Origin of the sequence: Streptomyces sp. DT190 (assembly GCF_049846985.1) — a bacterium.
GTDB lineage: Bacteria > Actinomycetota > Actinomycetes > Streptomycetales > Streptomycetaceae > Streptomyces.
Genome location: NZ_JBNCNM010000008.1, coordinates 39152 through 58032, shown reverse-complemented (window position 1 = coordinate 58032; position 18881 = coordinate 39152). Strand labels below are relative to the sequence as shown.

18 protein-coding genes and 1 pseudogene are annotated in these 18881 nt (G+C 74.4%); 13 read left to right on the top strand and 6 right to left on the bottom strand.

Annotated elements, in window-relative coordinates; all coding sequences use genetic code 11:
* Position 1: 1 nt before the first annotated feature.
* A complete protein-coding gene (locus ACPXCS_RS16350) occupies positions 2-1129 on the bottom strand; it encodes an 8-amino-7-oxononanoate synthase (protein ID WP_425950292.1) in 1128 nt (375 codons plus the stop codon).
* A gap of 150 nt (positions 1130-1279) precedes the next feature.
* Between ACPXCS_RS16350 and bioB the strand changes: the two genes are divergently transcribed.
* From bioB to ACPXCS_RS16320, 6 genes are all read left to right on the top strand, one after another.
* Complete coding sequence (gene bioB / locus ACPXCS_RS16345; protein WP_425950290.1) at positions 1280-2443, top strand: biotin synthase BioB; 1164 nt, start codon at positions 1280-1282, stop codon at positions 2441-2443.
* Positions 2436-3716, top strand: a complete 1281-nt coding sequence (locus tag ACPXCS_RS16340) for an adenosylmethionine--8-amino-7-oxononanoate transaminase (protein WP_425950289.1) — start codon at positions 2436-2438, stop codon at positions 3714-3716. The genes bioB and ACPXCS_RS16340 overlap by 8 nt, the downstream gene beginning before the upstream one ends.
* 1 nt (position 3717) lies before the next feature.
* Positions 3718-4443, top strand: a complete 726-nt coding sequence (bioD, locus tag ACPXCS_RS16335; RefSeq protein WP_425950287.1) for a dethiobiotin synthase — start codon at positions 3718-3720, stop codon at positions 4441-4443.
* A 107-nt stretch (positions 4444-4550) separates the two neighbouring features.
* A complete protein-coding gene (gene bla / locus ACPXCS_RS16330; RefSeq protein ID WP_425950285.1) occupies positions 4551-5450 on the top strand; it encodes a class A beta-lactamase in 900 nt (299 codons plus the stop codon).
* A 2-nt stretch (positions 5451-5452) separates the two neighbouring features.
* A complete protein-coding gene (locus ACPXCS_RS16325) occupies positions 5453-6388 on the top strand; it encodes an endonuclease/exonuclease/phosphatase family protein (RefSeq protein WP_425950283.1) in 936 nt (311 codons plus the stop codon).
* Positions 6389-6487: 99 nt separating this feature from the next.
* Positions 6488-7165 carry a class I SAM-dependent methyltransferase gene (locus tag ACPXCS_RS16320; RefSeq protein WP_425950281.1) on the top strand — a complete coding sequence of 226 codons (678 nt, stop codon included), beginning with the start codon at positions 6488-6490 and terminating at the stop codon, positions 7163-7165.
* Between the two features lie 25 nt (positions 7166-7190).
* On the opposite strand, the gene ACPXCS_RS16315 is transcribed toward ACPXCS_RS16320, so the two are convergent.
* Together ACPXCS_RS16315 and ACPXCS_RS16310 are read right to left on the bottom strand one after the other, a co-directional pair.
* Positions 7191-7565, bottom strand: a complete 375-nt coding sequence (locus tag ACPXCS_RS16315; protein ID WP_425950474.1) for a fic family toxin-antitoxin system, toxin component — start codon at positions 7563-7565, stop codon at positions 7191-7193.
* A gap of 4 nt (positions 7566-7569) precedes the next feature.
* Positions 7570-7809, bottom strand: coding sequence for a toxin-antitoxin system HicB family antitoxin (locus ACPXCS_RS16310; RefSeq protein ID WP_425950280.1), 240 nt, complete (start codon positions 7807-7809; stop codon positions 7570-7572).
* Positions 7810-7946: 137 nt separating this feature from the next.
* Between ACPXCS_RS16310 and ACPXCS_RS16305 the strand changes: the two genes are divergently transcribed.
* The 3 genes from ACPXCS_RS16305 (at position 7947) to ACPXCS_RS16295 (ending at position 11828) form a co-directional block, all read left to right on the top strand.
* Positions 7947-8756, top strand: a complete 810-nt coding sequence (locus ACPXCS_RS16305; protein WP_425950278.1) for an ABC transporter ATP-binding protein — start codon at positions 7947-7949, stop codon at positions 8754-8756.
* 4 nt (positions 8757-8760) lie between these two features.
* Positions 8761-11328: an ABC transporter permease gene (locus ACPXCS_RS16300; RefSeq protein ID WP_425950276.1), complete on the top strand. Its 2568-nt coding sequence runs from the start codon at positions 8761-8763 to the stop codon at positions 11326-11328.
* 65 nt (positions 11329-11393) lie between these two features.
* Entirely contained in the window at positions 11394-11828 is a 435-nt protein-coding gene (locus tag ACPXCS_RS16295; protein WP_425950275.1) for a GNAT family N-acetyltransferase, read from the top strand.
* 157 nt (positions 11829-11985) lie between these two features.
* Here ACPXCS_RS16295 and ACPXCS_RS16290 read toward each other — a convergent pair.
* The 3 genes and pseudogenes from ACPXCS_RS16290 to ACPXCS_RS16280 all read right to left on the bottom strand — a co-directional run.
* Positions 11986-12537: pseudogene (locus tag ACPXCS_RS16290) on the bottom strand (TetR/AcrR family transcriptional regulator); the annotation flags it as partial.
* Between the two features lie 22 nt (positions 12538-12559).
* Positions 12560-13978 (bottom strand): amidase, encoded by a 1419-nt coding sequence (locus tag ACPXCS_RS16285; RefSeq protein ID WP_425950273.1) that lies wholly within the window; start codon positions 13976-13978, stop codon positions 12560-12562.
* Entirely contained in the window at positions 13965-14168 is a 204-nt protein-coding gene (locus ACPXCS_RS16280) for a hypothetical protein (protein ID WP_425950271.1), read from the bottom strand. Before ACPXCS_RS16280 ends, ACPXCS_RS16285 begins: the two co-directional genes overlap by 14 nt.
* A gap of 115 nt (positions 14169-14283) precedes the next feature.
* On the opposite strand from ACPXCS_RS16280, the gene ACPXCS_RS16275 reads away from it, so the two are divergent.
* The 4 genes from ACPXCS_RS16275 to ACPXCS_RS16260 all read left to right on the top strand — a co-directional run bounded on the left by ACPXCS_RS16275 (position 14284) and on the right by ACPXCS_RS16260 (position 18607).
* Positions 14284-15168: an MBL fold metallo-hydrolase gene (locus tag ACPXCS_RS16275; RefSeq protein ID WP_425950270.1), complete on the top strand. Its 885-nt coding sequence runs from the start codon at positions 14284-14286 to the stop codon at positions 15166-15168.
* Positions 15169-15403: 235 nt separating this feature from the next.
* Complete coding sequence (locus ACPXCS_RS16270; protein WP_425950268.1) at positions 15404-16756, top strand: hemolysin family protein; 1353 nt, start codon at positions 15404-15406, stop codon at positions 16754-16756.
* A complete protein-coding gene (locus ACPXCS_RS16265) occupies positions 16753-17766 on the top strand; it encodes a hemolysin family protein (RefSeq protein ID WP_425950266.1) in 1014 nt (337 codons plus the stop codon). The genes ACPXCS_RS16270 and ACPXCS_RS16265 overlap by 4 nt, the downstream gene beginning before the upstream one ends.
* Before the next feature lie 61 nt (positions 17767-17827).
* Positions 17828-18607 carry an SGNH/GDSL hydrolase family protein gene (locus ACPXCS_RS16260; protein WP_425950265.1) on the top strand — a complete coding sequence of 260 codons (780 nt, stop codon included), beginning with the start codon at positions 17828-17830 and terminating at the stop codon, positions 18605-18607.
* Positions 18608-18881: the final 274 nt, after the last annotated feature.

Sequence of the window (18881 nt, the reverse complement as noted above, 5' to 3'; positions counted from 1 at the left end):
CTCATGGCCGCGTCTCGCCGATCAGCCGTACAGCGCGTTCGATCTGCTGACCGGTCAGGTCCGCGCGGGCGGTCAGCCTGAGCCGTGAGATGCCGTCCGGCACCGAAGGGGGCCGGAAGCAGCCCACGGCCAGGCCCGCCGCGCGGCACCGGGCCGCCCAGCCGACGGCGTCCTCGGCGGAGGGCGCCCGCACCGAGACCACCGCGGCGTCCGGACGCACCGCTTCCAGACCCGCGGTGGTCAGGCGTGTGTACAGCTCGTCCGCCACCGCGCGGGCCCGCCCGGCCCGTTCCGGCTCGCGGCGCAGCAGCCGCAGGGCCGCGAGGGCGGCGCCGGCGGCGGCGGGCGCGAGGCCCGTGTCGAAGATGAACGTCCGAGCCGCGTTGACCAGGTGGTCCACGACCCGTGCGGGTCCGAGGACGGCTCCCCCCTGGCTGCCGAGCGACTTGGACAGCGTGACCGTGGTGACGACGTCGTCGGCGCCCGCCAGTCCCGCCGCGTGCGGGGCGCCGCGGCCGCCGTCGCCGAGCACCCCCAAGCCGTGGGCGTCGTCCACGACCACTCCGGCGCCGTGCTCCCGGCAGGCCTCGGCGAGCGCGGCGAGCGGGGCCGCGTCGCCGTCGACGGAGAAGACCGTGTCGGACACGGTGATCGCCGTGCCGTCGTGGCCCGCCAGCGCCTTGCGCACGGCCTCCGGTTCGGCGTGCGCCACCACCTGGGTGGTGCCGCGGGCCAGCCGGCAGCCGTCGATCAGCGAGGCGTGGTTGCCCGCGTCGGAGACGATCAGCGAGCCGTGCGGTGCCAGCGCGGTGACCGCCGCGAGGTTGGCGGCGTAGCCGGAGGAGAAGACCAGGGCCGCCTCGAACCCGCAGAACTCGGCCAGTTCCCCTTCCAGCTCGGTGTGCAGTGCGGTGGTGCCGGTGACGAGCCGGGAACCGGTCGAGCCGCCGCCCCACGTCGTCGCCGCGCGGGCGGCGCCCTCGGTGACCTCGGGGTGGCGGGCCAGGCCGAGGTAGTCGTTGCTCGCCAGGTCGAGGAGCGGGGAACTCGCCGGACGGGGGCGCAGAGTCCGGACGAGTCCGGCGCGGCGGCGCTGCTCCGCCTGCTCGTCGATCCAGCCGAACGCCATGGGTGGTCCTCCGCGGAATTTGTAGGCAGTGCACAGACACTAGCGGGACGACCAGCAGGTCAGTGTGTGGCAATACCCACACCTCGAAGGGACTCTGTTGTGCGAAGTCTCCTTGGCCACGACCGCCTCCGTAGGACAGGATCGGCTCCCATGGACCTGCTGAACACGCTGGTGGACAAGGGGCTTCGGCGCGAGCTGCCGACCCGCGACGAGGCACTGGCCGTCCTCGCGACGTCCGACGACGACCTGCTCGATGTGGTGGCCGCGGCCGGAAAGGTGCGCAGGCACTGGTTCGGCCGGCGGGTGAAACTCAACTATCTCGTCAATCTGAAGTCGGGCCTGTGCCCGGAGGACTGCTCGTACTGTTCGCAGCGGCTCGGCTCCGAGGCCGGGATCCTGAAGTACACCTGGCTCAAGCCGGACCAGGCGTCCGACGCCGCGGCGGCCGGGGTCGCCGGGGGCGCCAAGCGGGTGTGCCTGGTGGCCAGCGGACGCGGCCCCACCGACCGTGACGTCGACCGGGTCTCCGAGACGATCAAGGCGATCAAGGAGAACAACGAGGGCGTCGAGGTGTGCGCCTGCCTCGGACTGCTCTCCGACGGCCAGGCGGAGCGGCTGCGCGAGGCCGGGGCCGACGCCTACAACCACAACCTCAACACGTCCGAGGCGACGTACGGCGACATCACCACCACCCACACCTACGCCGACCGCGTCGACACGGTCACCAAGGCGCACGCGGCCGGTCTGTCCGCCTGCTCCGGCCTGATCGCCGGCATGGGCGAGACGGACGAGGACCTGGTCGACGTCGTCTTCTCCCTGCGCGAGCTGGACCCGGACTCGGTTCCGGTGAACTTCCTGATCCCCTTCGAGGGCACCCCGCTGGGCAAGGAGTGGAACCTCACCCCGCAGCGCTGCCTCAGGATCCTGGCGATGACCCGGTTCGTCTGCCCGGACGTGGAGGTCCGCATCGCGGGCGGGCGCGAGGTCCATCTGCGCACGATGCAGCCGCTCGCCCTGCACCTGGCCAACTCCATCTTCCTGGGCGACTACCTGACCAGTGAGGGCCAGGCGGGCAAGGCCGACCTGGAGATGATCGCGGACGCCGGGTTCGAGGTGGAGGGCACCGGCCAGGTGACGCTGCCCGAGCACCGTGCCGCGGGCGGCTGCGGGAGCGGCGGCGGCTGCGGCTCCGAGGGATCCGAAGGGGACGGTGTGTGCGGCTCCGCGCCGGCGGCCCGACCCGCCGAGGCCCGTACCGACCTGGTCGCCGTGCGCCGCCGGGGCGCCGGGACGGACCTCGCGCCCAATGCCTGAGCGGGCGGTCGCCGAGCTGCTGGAGCTCGACCGGCGACACGTGTGGCACCCGTACGGCCCGATGCCCGGACGGCAGGAACCGCTCGTCGTGGAGTCGGCGAGCGGGGTGCGGCTGCGGCTCGCCGACGGCTCGGGCGAGCTGGTCGACGGCATGTCGTCCTGGTGGTCGGCGATCCACGGCTACAACCACCCGGTGCTGAACGAGGCCGCGCGCGAGCAGCTCGGGCGGATGAGCCACGTGATGTTCGGCGGGCTCACCCACGAGCCCGCCGTGCGCCTGGCGAAGCTCCTTGTCGACATGTCACCCGACGGGCTCGAGCACGTCTTCCTCGCCGACTCCGGTTCGGTGTCGGTCGAGGTCGCGGTCAAGATGTGCCTGCAGTACTGGCGTTCACTGGGCCGCCCCGGCAAGCAGCGGCTGCTGACCTGGCGCGGCGGCTACCACGGCGACACCTGGCAGCCGATGTCGGTGTGCGACCCCGAGGGCGGGATGCACGAGCTGTGGACCGGGGTGCTCCAGCGCCAGGTCTTCGCGGACCCGCCCCCGGCGGAGTACGACGAGACCTACGCCGGGCACCTGCGGTCGCTGATCGAGCGGCACGCCGACGAGCTGGCCGCGGTGATCGTGGAGCCGGTGGTGCAGGGCGCGGGCGGGATGCGGTTCCACTCCCCCGCCTATCTGCGGGTGCTGCGCGAGGCCTGCGACGCGCACGGCGTACTGCTGGTCTTCGACGAGATCGCCACCGGCTTCGGCCGCACGGGCGCGCTGTTCGCGGCGGAGCACGCGGCGGTGGCACCGGACGTGATGTGCGTGGGCAAGGCGCTGACCGGCGGCTACCTGACGATGGCGGCGACGCTGTGCACGGCGCGGGTGGCCGACGGCATCGCGCGGGGCGAGGTGCCGGTGCTCGCGCACGGCCCGACCTTCATGGGCAACCCGCTGGCGGCGGCCGTGGCCTGCGCCTCGATCGAGCTGCTGCTCGGACAGGACTGGCGCGCGGAGGTCGGGCGGATCGAGTCGGGCCTGCGCGAGGGACTCGCGGCGGCCTCGGACCTGCCCGGCGTGAAGGACGTACGGGTCCTCGGCGCCATCGGGGTCGTGCAGCTCGACCACGCCGTGGACATGGCGGCGGCGACGGAGGCGGCCGTACGCGAGGGCGTGTGGCTGCGGCCGTTCCGCGATCTGATCTACACCATGCCGCCGTACGTGACGGGCGACGCGGACCTGGCGCGGATCGCGCGCGCGGTGTGCGCGGCGGCGCGGGAGGGATGACATGCCGGTACTGGTGATCACGGGCACGGGCACGGAGGTCGGCAAGACGGTCGTCACCGCGGCCGTCGCCGCGGCGGCGCTGGCGGCCGGCCGTTCGGTCGCCGTGCTGAAGGCCGCGCAGACGGGCGTGCTCCCGGGCGAGCCGGGGGACGCGGCGGAGGTCGCGCGCCTCGCCGGCGCGGTGACGACGGCCGAACTGGCCCGTTATCCGGAGCCGTTGGCGCCGGCCACGGCCGCGCGCCGGGCCGGCCGGGCCCCGGTGCATCCGCACGAGGTCGCGGAGGCCGCCGCCAAGCTGGCCACCGAGCACGACCTGGTGCTGGTGGAGGGGGCGGGCGGACTGCTCGTACGGTTCGACGCGGTCGGCGGCACCCTGGCGGACGCGGCCGGGCTGCTGTCCGCACCCGTCCTGGTCGTCGCCCAGGCGGGTCTCGGCACCCTCAACACGACGGAGCTGACGGCCCGTGAACTGCGGCACCGGGGGCTGGACCTGGCCGGGATCGTGATCGGGAGCTGGCCCGCCGAGCCCGACCTCGCCGCGCGCTGCAATCTCGCCGATCTGCCGGACGTGGCCCGGGCCCCGCTGCTGGGGTCCGTGCCCGCCGGGTCGGCGGGCCTCTCCCCCGCCGTCTTCCGGGCCGCGGCCCCGCACTGGCTGGCCCCGCGGCTGGACGGTACGTGGGACGCGGAGGCGTTCCGGACCCGGGAGGCGCCCGGGGCGGTCTGAGGCACGGGCGGGTGTGCGCGACCGGTGCGGGCGGGGCGTGGGTGAAACCGGCGCCGCCGTTCCCCGCGTGTTGACCTTCGTACGCGATCACCTCCGAAGGGAACACCGTGCACACCGAACAGCCACGCCCCTCCCGCCGCACGGCTCTCGTCCTGGGCACGGCCGCCGCCCTCGCGCTGGGCGGCGGCACGGCCCACGCGTCGCCGGGTGACGGCGGCGTCACCGCCCGGCTGAGGAAGCTGGAGCGGGAGCACACCGCACGGCTGGGCGTCTACGCCCGCAACGTGCGCACGGGCCGGACGGTGGTGCACCGGGCCGACGAACGCTTCCCCATGGCCTCGGTGTTCAAGACGCTCGCGGCGGCGGCCGTGCTGCGCGACCTCGACCGCGACGGGGAGTTCCTGACCCGCCGCGTCCACTACACCCAGGCCTGCGTGACGAAGTCCGGTTACTCACCGATCACCGAGAAGCACGTGGCGACCGGCATGACCGTCGGCGAACTGTGCGACGCCACCATCCGCTACAGCGACAACACCGCGGGCAACCTGCTGCTCCGGGAGCTGGGCGGACCGACCGCGATCACCCGCTTCGCCCGCTCGGTCGGCGACCGGGTCACCCGGCTGGACCGCTGGGAACCCGAGCTCAACAGCGCGGAGCCGTGGCGCCTCACCGACACGACGAGCCCGCGCGCCATCGGACTGACCTACGCCCGGCTGGTGCTGGGCGACGTGCTGGAACCGAACGACCGTGCGCGGCTCACGGACTGGCTGCTGCGCAACACCACCAGCACCGAGAAGTTCCGCAAGGCCCTGCCCGCCGACTGGCAGATCGCCGACAAGACCGGCGGCGGCCGGTACGGCGGCAACCACGACGTGGGTGTCGTCCGGCCGCCGGGCGGCGCGCCGATCGTGATGTCGGTGCTGACGACCCAGCCCGAGGAGGACGCCCCGGCGGACAACCCGCTGGTGGCCCGGACGGCCGCGCTGCTGGCCGCCGAACTCGCCTAGCCGTGGCCGCCGGGGGCAGGACGACGTGGGACGCCTGGCTCGTCGCCGGCGCGGCCGGTGCCGCCGGGCTGACGGCCCTGCACTCCGCCGTGCCCAACGGGGCCGGGCGGCTGGGCAGCCTGCTGGAGACGTTCCTGCCCTGGCTGGGCCTGGCCGTGCCCGTCCTCGGCGTCGCGTCCCTGTGCGCGCGGTCGGGAGCCGGGCTGCTCGCCTGCCTGGCGCCGGCGGTGGTCTGGTGCTGGATGTTCGGGGGGCTGTGGTTCCCCTCGTCCCCGGACCCGCACGACCTGCGGGTCGTCCAGCACAACGTCGCCGACGACGACCCCGACCCCGCCGGCACGGCCCGCGCCCTGCTCGCCTCCGGCGCCGGGCTGGTGGCCGTCCAGGAGCTGACGCCCCCGGCGCGCCCGCGGTACGAGGACGTCCTGGGGGCCTCGCACCCGCACCGGGCGGTGCGCGGCACGGTCGGGCTGTGGTCGGCCTGGCCGTTGTCGGACGTGCGGCCCGTGGACATCCGGCCGCAGGGCTTCCCGGAGAGCTGGCGGCGCGGCCTGCGGGCCACCGTGTCCGCGCCGGGCGGCCGGGTCGCGGTCTACGTCGTCCATCTGCCGTCCGTGCGCCTGGGGGCGACAGGGCTGGCGTCGGCGGCCCGGGACGAGAGCGCCGCCCTGCTCGGGGCCCGGATCGCGGACGACCCTGCCCCACGGCTGCTGCTCCTGGGCGACCTCAACGGCACGGTGCACGACCGGGGCCTCGGGCCGCTCACCTCGCGCCTGAGCGCGCCCGCCTCGGGGTTCGCGTTCAGCTGGCCGTCCGCCCTGCCGGTGGCGGGCATCGACCAGGTGCTGGGGCGGGGCGTCGAGGTGACGCGGGTGTCGGCACTGGGCGCCACGGGCAGCGACCACCGGCCGGTGCTGGGCCGGGTCCGTCTGCGGTAGGGGGCGGCGCGGAACGGGCCCGGCTCTTCCCGGAGCACGACCAGGGGTGGGACCGGGCCGTACGGGGGACAATCGCGGTGAGCCGCCAGGGAGGTCGCCATGCCGCTCCGCTCCCGCACGGTGCCGCGCGATGCCGTGCGCCATCCGCTGTTCGCCCGCTGCTACGCCCGGATCAGCGTCACCGCGGAGACCCGGATGGGCATGGGCCGGGTCCGCGAGAGACTGCTGGACGGGCTGTCGGGGCGCGTGATCGAGATCGGCGCGGGCAACGGCCTGAACTTCGCGCACTACCCGGCCGCCGTCTCGGAGGTCGTGGCGATCGAGCCGGAGCGGCGGCTGCGGCAGCTGGCCGTGGAGGCCGCGCAGTGCGCCGAGGTGCCGGTGGACGTGGTGCCGGGCGCGGCCGAGGCGCTGCCGGTCAAGAGCGAGGGCTTCGACGCGGCGGTGGTGTCGCTGGTGCTGTGCAGCGTGCGGGACGTGCCCCGGGCGCTCGCGGAGTTGAAGCGGGTGCTGCGGCCGGGCGGTGAGGTGCGGTTCTTCGAGCACGGCAGGGGCGGCGGCCGGGCGATGACGGCCACGCAGCACGCCCTGGACCGGACGGTGTGGCCGCTGCTGAGCGGGGGCTGCCATCTGGCCCGCGAGCCGGTGCGGGCGCTGCGGGACGCCGGGTTCGAACTCGGCCCCTACCGGCGGGTGCTGATGCCGGAGCAGGGCCCGGTGCTGCCCACGTCGTACTGCGTGCTGGGCACGGCGTGGCGGCCCGGGACCGGCTCCTAGGCCGCGTCCGCCGAGTCCCCGCGGGTCACAGGCTCCACTGGAGCAGTTCCCGCTCGATGTCCTTCACGGACGCCTCGCCGCTGTTGACCAGCCGGGCCAGATCGCGGACCTGCTCGGGCGAGGTGACGACCTTGACGCCGCTGGCGACCAGATAGGCGTAGGCGACGGCGGAGGCGTACAGGGCGTTGGAGCGCTCCAGCGCGGGCACGTGGATCAGCAGCTGGAGCAGGGCTGCGGCGCGGGCGTGCGGACTGTCGTAGACGGGGACGCCGAATATCCGGGCCCGGTGACGGGCGACGGCGGCGACGAGGGCTCCCCAGTCGGTGACCTGGGGGTCCCCGGGGGTCTTCTGCTCGGCGAGCATCAGCAGCCAGGCGAGGTCGATCTCGAGGTCGTCCAACGGTTCAGGGGCGACCTTCGCGCGTGCCTTCACGGTCCGGGCCGAACTCCTCGGCGAAGACGGACTCGTACTGCTTCATGAAGTCGGCGGCGGCCTCCACGAACGTGTGGCCCACCTCGCCGGTGTCCTGCCGCACCAGCTCCTCGATGTAGCGGTTGACGCTCATCCCGCGGGCCAGGGCGCGCTCGCGGGCGGCGCGGGCGGTGCCCTCGTCGACGCGTACGTTCAGCTGGGTCTTCGCCATACCTCGAAGCTAGCGCCCGGCTGCTAGCACCGGCAAGGCCGCGACTCCGACCCACGGAGGATGCCGGGTGTGGGCCGGGTCACACTACCCTCGGGCAGAGTCAGGCGGTCCTGACGCAGATCCTCGAGGAGGCGGCCTTGTCCACACCTGCTGCGGAGCACGCACCCGGCCTCGCGCCGGCCGACGGGATCGCGGCCCGGGCCCGTGCACTGACCAAGGCCTACGGCTCGGGCGAGACGACCGTGCTGGCGCTCGACGCGGTGGACGTGGACGTGGTCCGCGGCCGGTTCACCGCGGTCATGGGGCCGTCGGGCTCCGGGAAGTCCACGCTGATGCACTGCCTGGCCGGGCTCGACACGGTCTCGGCGGGCCGGGTGTGGCTCGGCGACGTCGAGATCACAGGTCTGCGGGAGCGGGAGCTGACCCGGCTGCGCCGGGACCGGATCGGCTTCATGTTCCAGTCGTTCAACCTGATTCCTACGCTGAACGCGCTGGAGAACATCACCCTGCCGATGGACATCGCGGGCCGGAAGCCCGACGCGGAGTGGCTGGACCGGGTCATCGACACACTGGGCCTGCGCGACCGGCTGCGGCACCGGCCGTCGCAGCTCTCCGGCGGGCAGCAGCAGCGCGTGGCCTGTGCGCGGGCCCTGGCCTCCCGGCCCGAGCTGATCTTCGCGGACGAGCCGACGGGCAACCTCGACTCGCGGGCCGGTCTGGAGGTGCTCGGCTTCCTGCGCGAGGCGGTGGACCATCTGGGCCAGACGGTCGTCATGGTCACCCACGACCCGGGGGCCGCCGCCCACTCGGACCTGGTGCTGTTCCTCGGGGACGGCCGGATCGTCGACGAGATGCGGCAGCCGACCGCGGAGGCGGTACTGGAACGTATGAAGCGCTTCGACGTGATCCGCACCCGGCCCGAGGGCGGCCCGGCCGAGGAGGACTGACCCGGTGCTCAAGGCGACCCTGCGGAGCTTCCTGGCACACAAGGGACGGCTGCTGCTCTCGGCACTGGCCGTCCTGCTGTCGGTCGCGTTCGTCACGGGGAGCCTGATCTTCTCCGACACGGTCGGCCGTACCTTCGACCGGCTGTTCGCCTCGACCGCGGCCGATGTCACGGTCAGCCCGAAGGAGGACCTCGACGAGGCGGTGCCCTCCGGCCGGACGGCGACGCTGCCGGCCGCGCTCGCCGAACGGGTGCGCCGGGTGGAGGGGGTCGCGGCGGCCCGTGCCGAAGTGAAGGTGACGGGCCTCACGGTCACCGACGAGGACGACGAGCCCGTCAGCCCGACCACGGGCGCCCCCACGGTGGGCAACGCCTGGATCCCGGCCGGTCGCAGCCCCGTCGAGCTGACCTCGGGCCGCGCTCCGCGTGGACCGGCCGAGGCCCTGCTCGACTCGGACACCGCCGGGCGCAGGGACGTCCGCGTCGGTGACACGCTGACCGTGATCGCGCCTCCCGGCTCGTTCCGGGTCCGGGTCGTCGGCCTCGTCACCTTCACCACCACCAACCCCGGCGCCGCCCGGATCTACTTCGACACCCCCACCGCCCGCACCGGACTGCTCGGCGCCCCGGGGGCCGCCACCGCCATCGCGGTCGACGCGGCCGACGGCGTCGCCGACCGGCTGCTGAAGCAGCGGGTGGCCGCCGCGCTCGGCCCGGACCGCTACGACCTGCGGACGGCCGGCGAGCAGGCCGAGTCGGACGTCGAACAGCTGGGCGGGTTCCTCGACGTCATCAAGTACGTGATGCTCGGCTTCGCCGGAGTGGCCGTGCTGGTCGGGGTGTTCCTGATCGTCAACACCTTCTCCATGCTCATCGCCCAGCGCACCCGCGAGCTGGGCCTGCTGCGCGCCCTCGGCGCGGACCGGCGCCAGGTCCGCCGCTCCGTCCTCACCGAGGCCCTGCTGCTGGGCCTGGTCGGCTCCACGCTGGGGCTCGCCGCCGGCATCGGGCTCGCGGCCGGGCTGATCGAGCTGATGGGCCTGTTCGGCACGAACATCGCGGCGGGCGAGATGGTCGTCGGCTGGGGGACCCCCGCGGCGGCGTACCTCGTCGGACTCGGCGTCACCTTCGTCGCCGCGTACCTCCCGGCGCGGCGGGCCGCGGGCGTCTCGCCGATGGCCGCGCTCGCGGACGCCGAGGTCGCCGGGGTGGGGCGGCCGCTGCGGGTGCGCGCGGTGGCGGGCGCGGTCGTCGGGGCGGCCGGCGCGGCGGCGCTCGCGGGGTGCGCGGCCTCCGGGCGGACGGCGTCGGCGGCGTCCCTGCTGGGCCTCGGGGTGCTGCTGACCCTGATCGCGGCCGTCATCGCCGGTCCACTGCTGGTGCGCCCGGTGATCCGGGTCCTCGGATCGGCCTTCCCCGCCCTGTTCGGGTCGATCGGCCGGATGAGCCAGCGCAACGCCCTGCGCAACCCGCGCCGCACGGGGGCGACGGCGGCCGCGCTGATGGTGGGGATCGCCCTGGTCGGCGGGCTGTCGGTGGCGAGCGAGTCGATGACCGCATCGTTCGACCGGCAGATCGACCGGACGCTGGGGGCCGACTTCGTCGTGCAGAACACGAACTTCCTGCCGTTCCCTCGGGAGGTCACCGAGGCGGTGCGCGGCACCGAGGGGGTGGGTCTGGTGGTGCGCGGGCGGTTCACGCCGCTGGCGGTGCGCCTGCCGGACGGCGACCGGGTGGAGACGACCGCTGCGGCCTACGACCCGCGGCTCGACGAGGTCGCCGACATCACCTACACGCAGGGGAACTCCGCGGCGGCCCTCGCCCCGGGGTCCGTGGCCATGGACCGCGACTTCGCACGCGACCACGGGGTGAGGGTGGGCAGTGCGCTCCCGGTGCGGTTCCAGGGCGGGCGCGACGCCGAGTTGAGGGTCGGCGCCCTGACCGACCAGGACTCCGCCGAGGGCTTCGGGACGCAGGGCGGGCTCTACTTCGGGCTGGCCACCCTGGAGCGGTACGCGCCGGGCGGTCAGGACTCCGCGCTGTACGTCAACACCGCCGCCGGCACGGGCGACGACGTCCTGCGCGCCCGCCTGGAACGAACCCTCGACCGGTATCCGCAGGTGCAGGTGCGGGACCTGGCCGACTACAAGCAACTGGTGCGCGACCAGATCTCGGTGCTGCTGTACCTGGTGTACGCGCTGCTCGGGCTGGCGATCGTCATCGCGGTGCTGGGCGTGGTCAACACGCTCGCCCTGTCGGTCGTGGAGCGCACCCGGGAGATCGGGCTGCTGCGGGCCATCGGGCTGGCCCGGCGTCAGCTGCGGCGGATGATCCGGCTGGAGTCGGTGGTGATCGCGGTGTTCGGCGCGGTCCTGGGGCTCGTCCTGGGCCTGGTGTGGGGCGTGTGCATGCAGCAGGTGCTCGCGCTGCAGGGGATGACGGCCCTGGCGATCCCGTGGTGGACGATCGTCGCGGTGGTGGTCGGCTCGGCCGTGGTGGGCGTGGTGGCGGCGCTGCTGCCGGCGCTGCGCGCCTCGCGCATGAACGTGCTGGCGGCCATCGCGCACGAGTGACGGACCGCGCTGTCCGCATCGTGGAACTGCCTGATCCGCGGAACGGCGCGTGGTGTGATCACCGCATGAGCGAACTGCGCATCCGGGCCGCGACGCCCGACGACCTCGACGCCGTGCTGGCCTTCTGGAAGGTGGCCGCCGAGGGCACCAGCATCAGCGACGACCGGGGCGGTGTGGAGCGGCTGGTGGCGCGCGACCCGGAGGCGCTCGTCCTGGCCGAGCGGGACGGCGAGCTGGCCGGCACGGTCATCGCCGGGTTCGACGGCTGGCGCTGCCACCTGTACCGGCTGGCCGTGCACCCGGACCACCGCCGCCGGGGCATCGCCTCCGCGCTGCTCGCCGCCGCCGAGGAGCGGTTCGTACGGCTCGGCGGGCGGCGCGCCGACGCGATGGTCCTGACCCGCAACGAGACCGCGCACCAGGCGTGGGGTGCCGCCGGGTACGCGGCCGAGGAGCAGTGGCGCCGCTGGGTGAAGCCGCTGACCGCCCAGGGGGCGTGAGGCACGGCCGGAAGCCGGACTACGGCCTCCGGCCCGTCGCCGCGTCCGGACGGCGGCCCGTCGCCGTCGTCTCCGGCCCCCGCTCTGTGGTCGCCGCGTCCGACCCCCGGGCTGTCGCCGCCGCGTCCGGCCCCCGGCCCGTTGTCGCCGCGTCCGGGCGGCGGTCGCGGCCGCCGAGGGCTGTGGTGACGAGGTGCCGGGCGTAGGCGGCGTCCAGGCCGTCCGGGCGGAACAGGATGCGGTACATCAGCGGTGCCACCACCCGGTCGAGCACCGTCTCCACGTCGGGTGCGGGCTCCCCGCGTGCGTGCGCGCGGCTGAGGACGACGTCGATCTGCTCGGCGGCGTAGCCCGAGCAGCGGCCGGCGTTGCCGCCGGCGGGGTCGCCGAGCAGGGCGTCGCGGATGTAGGCACGGCCGGTGGGCGAGGCCATCTCGTCGAGGAACTGCTCGGCCCAGGCCGCCAGGTCGGCCGCGAGGCCGCCGTGGTCCGCGGGCTCGGCGTCGGGCCGCAGCCGCTCGACCGCGACGTCCGACAGCAACTCCTGCAGGTCGCCCCAGCGGCGGTAGATCGTCGACGGCGTCACGCCCGCGCGCTGGGCGACCAGCGGCACCGTCAGGGCGTCCCGGCCCACCTCGGCGACGAGGTCGCGCACGGCGGCGTGGACCGACGCCTGGACCCGGGCGCTGCGGCCGCCCGGGCGCACCATCTGTCTGCTCACGCCAGCCACCTTAGAGCGCGCTCGTCGCGTCCGGCGCCGGTGCCGCCGGTGCGAGCGGGCGTGCGGGCAGGGTCCGCTCGTAGGCGTGCCCCACCCGCAGGAGCAGGCTCTCGGAGAACGGCCGGCCGAGGAGCTGCACGGCGATCGGCAGGCCGGCCGGGTCCTGGCCGACCGGCACGGACAGGGACGGCACGCCGGTGATGTTGGCCGGGGCGGAGAGCCGCACATAGGCGTCGGCGACACCCTCGACGGTGCCGTCGGCCCAGGTGACGGTCTCCTGTCCGGTCCGGACCGCGGTCGTGGGGACGGTGGGGGCGGCGACGACGTCGACGTCCTCCAGCAGCCGCGTCCATTCCCGCCGCATGAGCGTGCGGGCGCGCTGGGCACGCAGGTAGTCCGCGGCGGACAGGAGCGCGCCGGCCTCCAGCAGGACTCGGACGTCCGCCTGGTACAGCCCGGGGACCGTGCGCAGGGTTGCCTCGTGGCCGGCGGTGGCCTCGGGCACCATCAGACCCCACTGGGTGGCCTGGACGTAGCGGGTCATGGGGATGTCGACCTCGACGGGGCGCGCGCCGAGTTCCCGGAGCCGGCCGATCGCCCGCCGGACCGCCGTCTCCACCTCCGCGTCGACATGGTCGAAGTAGTACGTGCGCGGAACGCCGATCCGCAGCCCGGTCAGGTCGCCGCCCGGGCCCGGCCGGTGGCTCGCCCGGGGCGCGGCCGCGGCGGCGGGGTCGCCGGTCTCGTGGCCGGTCAGGGCGTCGAGGACGAGCGCCGCGTCCTCGACGGTCCGGGTGAGCGGCCCGACGTGGTCGAGCGACCAGGACAGGGCCGTCACGCCGTGGCGGGGCACCAGATCGTAGGTCGGTTTGAGGCCGACGACGCCGTTGAGCGCGGCGGGCACCCGCACGGATCCGCCGGTGTCGGTGCCCACGGCGAAGGTGGCGGTGCCCGCGGCGACGGCGACGGCCGAGCCGCCGCTGGAGCCGCCTGCCACCCGGTCGCCGTGCCAGGCGTTGCGGGTCTGCGGCGTGATCAGGCCGTAGGCGAACTCGTGGGTGTGGGTCTTGCCGACCAGGACCGCTCCGGCCGCCGACAGGCGTGCGGCGACGGTGCTGTCCTCCCGGGCCCGGTGGCCCGCGCGGACGGCGGAACCGGCCGCCGTCGGCAGCCCCGCGACGTCGATCAGGTCCTTCAGGCCCATGGGGATGCCGTGCAGCGGCCCGCGGTGGCGTCCGGCGGCGATGTCGTCCGCGGCCTGCCGCGCGGCGCGGCGGGCCGGTTCGGCGTACACGGCGGCGTACGCCCCGAGGTGCGGCTCCACGCGCGCGGCGCGTTCCAGGACCGACTCCAGCAGTTCCACCGGGGACAGCCGGCGGGTCCGGATCGCCTCGGCGGCGGCCGCGAGGGTCAGTTCATACGGCTGCATCGGACGTCTCCGGGACCGCGCGGAAGGCGGGGGCGGGCGGGGTGTCGCCGAAGTCCAGCTCGCGCAGGACGGCCACGACGGCGTGGATGTGGGCGGCGGTGGCCGCGACCTCGGCGTGCCGGTCTGCGGACAGGTCGAACCCGGCCCGGCGGGCCCAGCGGGCCGCCTCCGGGGGCGTGAGATCGGGCATGGGATTCCCTTCGAGGGGAGCTAAAAGCTAAGAGATTGCGTTAGTGGACTGTAGGACCTACGGTCTTCTTAAGGCAAACGCGTTGCTTTTAGCTCGCACCACCGAAGGAGATCCCTTGCCCACTTCCGTGTCCTGGACGGTCGGCGACATCACCGTCCACCGCATCGACGAGACCCCCGCGCCGCCCGCCACCGGACCCTGGCTCCTGCCCGACGCCACCCCGGACGTCGTCGCGGCGCAGCCCTGGCTGCTCCCCCACTTCGCCGACAGCGAGGGCGTCCTGCGGCTCGACAGCCACAGCTTCGCCTTCACGGTGGACGGACTGCGCGTCCTGGTGGACACGGGCATCGGCAACGGCAAGCAGCGCGCCAACCCCGCCTGGCACGACCTCGACACCGACTACCTGCGGCGCCTCACCGCCGCCGGCTTCCCGCCGGACGCGGTCGACCTGGTGATCCTCACCCACCTGCACGCCGACCACGTCGGCTGGAACACCCGCCTCGTCGACGGCGCCTGGGTTCCCACCTTCCGTTCCGCCCGCCACCTGACCTCCCGCACGGAACGGGAGTTCTGGGCCGGATACGCCATGGACGAGGCCCGTCGGCAGATGTTCCGCGACTCGGTGCTCCCGGTCGAGGAAGCGGGGCTGCTGGACCTGCCCGACGTCCCCACCGAGGGCCTCGACGTCGCCCCGGGTCTGCGCCTGGTCCCGACGCCGGGGCACACCCCGGGCCATCTCGCCGTCGAACTGACCAGCCGCGGCCGGACGGCCCTGATCACCGGCGACTGCGTGCACCACCCCGTGCAGCTCGCCCACCCCGGCATCGGCGCCTGCGTCGACATCGACCCGGCCCGCGCCGAGACCACGCGCCGGGCCCTCCTCGGCTCCCTGGCCGGCACGGACACCCTCCTGCTGGGCACCCATTTCGCGCCGCCCACCGCCGGCCGGGTCGTCGCCCACGGGGACGCCTACCGGCTGGAGCCGGTCGCGAACTGGTGAGACCCGCCGAAAGCCGGCCCGATCAGCCCGCCGAAATCCACCGGAAGCCGACCCGATCAGCCCGCCGAAAGCCCGCTCGATCACCCCATCGAAGGACTTTGCCCATCCTTTACGCTTGGATGGCCACTCGGTTCTTTATGAAAGGTTGTGAGCGTCCGCCCATGGGCGAGCCTCCCCGTGCGCGACACCGCGCGCCCCGCCGGGTCCTGGAGAACCATGGAACGGGGGTGAACCGATGACCGAAGTGCTCCTCCTGCTGGCGGCGATCCTGCTCTCGCTGGCCTGCGGCGCGTTCGTGGCCGCCGAGTTCTCCCTCACCACGGTCGAACGCGCGGAGCTGGAGCGGGCGGTGGAGCGCGGCGAGCGCGGCGCCCAGGGCGCGCTGAAAGCCGTACGGAACCTGACGTTCCAGCTCTCCGGCGCGCAGCTCGGCATCACCGTCACGAACCTGGTCGTCGGCATGCTCGCCGAACCGTCCATCGCCGCGCTGATCGCCGGTCCGCTGGAGGACGCGGGGGTCTCGCACTCGGCGTCGCGCAGTATCGCCCTGGTGATCGGCACGGCCCTGTCGACGGTGTTCCTGATGGTCGTCGGCGAGCTGGTGCCCAAGAACTGGGCGATCTCCTCGCCGCTGACCGTCGCCAAGAGCGTGGGCAACGCGCAGCGCTGGTTCAGCGCCGCGTTCCGGCCCTTCATCACGCACCTCAACAACACGGCGAACCGGGTCGTGCGCCGGATCGGTGTCGAGCCCGCCGAGGAGCTGGCCTCCGCGCGCGGACCGCAGGAGCTGGCGGCGCTCGCCCGGCACTCCGCCAGGGAAGGCGTCCTGGAGCCCGACACCGCCGAGCTGTTCGTGCGCACGCTCAACCTCGCCGACCTGACCGCGGAGAACGTGATGACGCCCCGCGTGCAGGTGGTGGCCCTGGAGGTGCAGGCGACCCTGGAGGACGTGACCAACGCGACCCGGGCGACCGGCCTGTCCCGCTTCCCCGTCTACCGCGGCACGCTCGACTCGGTCGTCGGCACCGCGCACGTGAAGGACGTGCTGGCGGTGCCGGCCGAACGCCGCACCCGGATCCACGTCTCCGAGCTGATGCGCGAGCCGCTGCTGGTCCCCGAGACGCTCACCGTCGACCGGCTGCTGGACCGGCTCTCCGGCAAGCGCACCATGGCCGTCGTCATCGACGAGTACGGCGGCACCGCGGGCGTGGCCACCCTGGAGGACATCGTCGAGGAGGTCGTCGGCGAGGTGCGCGACGAGCACGACCCGCACGAGCTGCCCGACCTCGCGCCGGCCGGCACGGACGAGAGCGGGCACCCCCTGTTCTCGGCCGACGGCTCCGCGCGGGTGGACCATCTGGAGCGCGTCGGCCTGCGCGCCCCGGAGGGGCCCTACGAGACGCTGGCCGGACTGGTCGCGACGGAGCTGGGCCGGATACCGGCCGCCGGTGACACCCTCCGGGTCGCCGGATGGCGGATGGAGGTCCTGGACGCCACCGGCCGCCGGGCCGCCCGCGTCCTGCTGCGCGCGCCCCTGGACGACGGGAAGCCGGACGCCGCACGCCACGAGAAGGGGGTGGAGCTGTGACCGCCGTCCAGCTGCTGATCGGCCTGGCGACACTCGTCGTCAACGCCTTCTTCGTCGGTGCCGAGTTCGCGCTGATCTCGGTGCGCCGCAGCCAGATCGAGCCCTACGCCGACCAGGGCGACCGGCGCGCCAAGAGCGTGCTGTGGGGGCTGGAGCACGTGTCCGCGCTGATGGCGGCCGCGCAGCTGGGCATCACGCTGTGCACGCTGGTGCTGGGCGTGGTGGCCGAGCCGGCGATCGCCCACCTGCTGGAGCCGGCCTTCCACGCCATGGGCGTCCCCGCGGGCGCCGGGCACGCGGTGTCCTTCGTGATCGCGCTGTCCCTGGCGACGTATCTGCACATGCTGCTCGGCGAGATGGTGCCGAAGAACATCGCGCTGGCCGAGCCGGTGCGCAGCGCGCTGGCGCTCGGCCCGCCCCTGGTGGCGCTGTCCCGGGCGCTGCGGCCGGTGATCTTCACGGTGAACGCCTTCGCCAACGCGCTGCTGAAGCTGCTGCGCGTGGAGGCCCGGGAGGAGGTGGCCGCCTCCTACTCGGACGCCGAGATCGCCCAGATCGTGAAGGACTCCAGTGAGGCCGGTCTGATCGACGACCGTGCCCAGGAGCGGCTGCACGACGCGCTGGAGCTGGGCCGCCGCCCGGTGCGCGACGTGGTCCTGCCGCTGGAACGCGTGGTCTACGCGCGCGTGGGCGTCACTCCGGAGGAGCTGGAACGGCTGTCGGCGGAGTCCGGGTTCTCCCGGTTCCCGGTGGTGGACGAGGGGCGCCGGATCGTCGGCTACCTGCATGTGAAGGACGCCCTGGACGCCCTCGGGCGCGACGTGCCGTTCCGGCTGCGCGACATGAGGTCCATCGCGCGCGTGCGGGAGCACACGCCGCTGGACGACGTCCTCACGGCGATGCGGGGCAGCCGGACGCACCTCGCGGCCGTGCTCGGGGCGGACGGGCGGCTGGCCGGTCTGGTGACGATGGAGGACGTGCTGCGGGAGCTGTTCGGGCAGCGGGCCTGAGCAGGGCCGGGGGCGGGTGACCGACTGCTGGGTATGTGCACGGGATAGTATTTCCGCCGCCATGGACACGAATCCCACCTACAGCAGTCTGGTCGCGCTGGGCGACTCCTTCACCGAGGGCATGTCGGACCTGCTGCCCGACGGAACCTACCGGGGCTGGGCCGACCTGCTCGCCGCCCGGATGGCCGCCCGTACGCCCGGCTTCCGGTACGCCAACCTCGCCGTGCGCGGCAAGCTGATCCGGCAGATCGTCGACGAGCAGGTGGACGTCGCGGCCGCCATGGGCGCCGACGTGATCACCCTGGTGGGCGGGCTCAACGACACCCTGCGGCCCAAGTGCGACATGGGCCGGGTGCGCGATCTGCTGACGGAGGCCGTGGAGAAGCTGGCCCCCGCCTGCCGGCAGCTGGTGCTGATGCGCAGCCCGGGCCGCCAGGGCCCCGTCCTGGAGCGGTTCCGTCCCCGCATGGAGGAGCTGTTCGCCTGCGTCGACGAGCTGGCCGCGCGGCACGGCGCGATCGTCGTCGACCTGTACGGCGCCCCCTCGCTCGCCGACCCGCGGATGTGGGACGTGGACCGGCTGCACCTGACGGCGGAGGGCCACCGCCGGGTCGCGGAGGCGGTCTGGCAGGCGCTCGGCCACGCGCCCGAGGACCCCGAGTGGCACACGCCGATGCCGGCGACGCTGCCCCCGGGCTGGGTCCTGCGGCGCACGGCGGACGTGCGGTTCGCCCGGCAGCATCTGCTGCCCTGGATCGGCCGCCGCCTGACGGGCCGCTCCTCGGGCGACGGCCTCCCACCGAAGCGGCCGGAACTCCTGCCATGGGAGGACCTGGCGTAGGTGTGCGCCCGGCCGAGCCGGAGCCTCTGAGGGGTCCGGCCCGGCCGCACGATGCCACCGCCGACCTGGCCGGCCGCGCGAGGCCGGTACAGCCGACCGGCCCGGCCGCGTGAGGCCGTACCGCAGACCCGGCTCGGCCACGGGAGACCCACACTGCGGGCCCGGCCCGGCCACGGGACACCCGCACCGCGGACCCAGCCCGGCCACGGGACACCCGCACCGCGGACCCAGCCCGGCCACGGGACACCCGCACCGCGGACCCAGCCCGGCCACG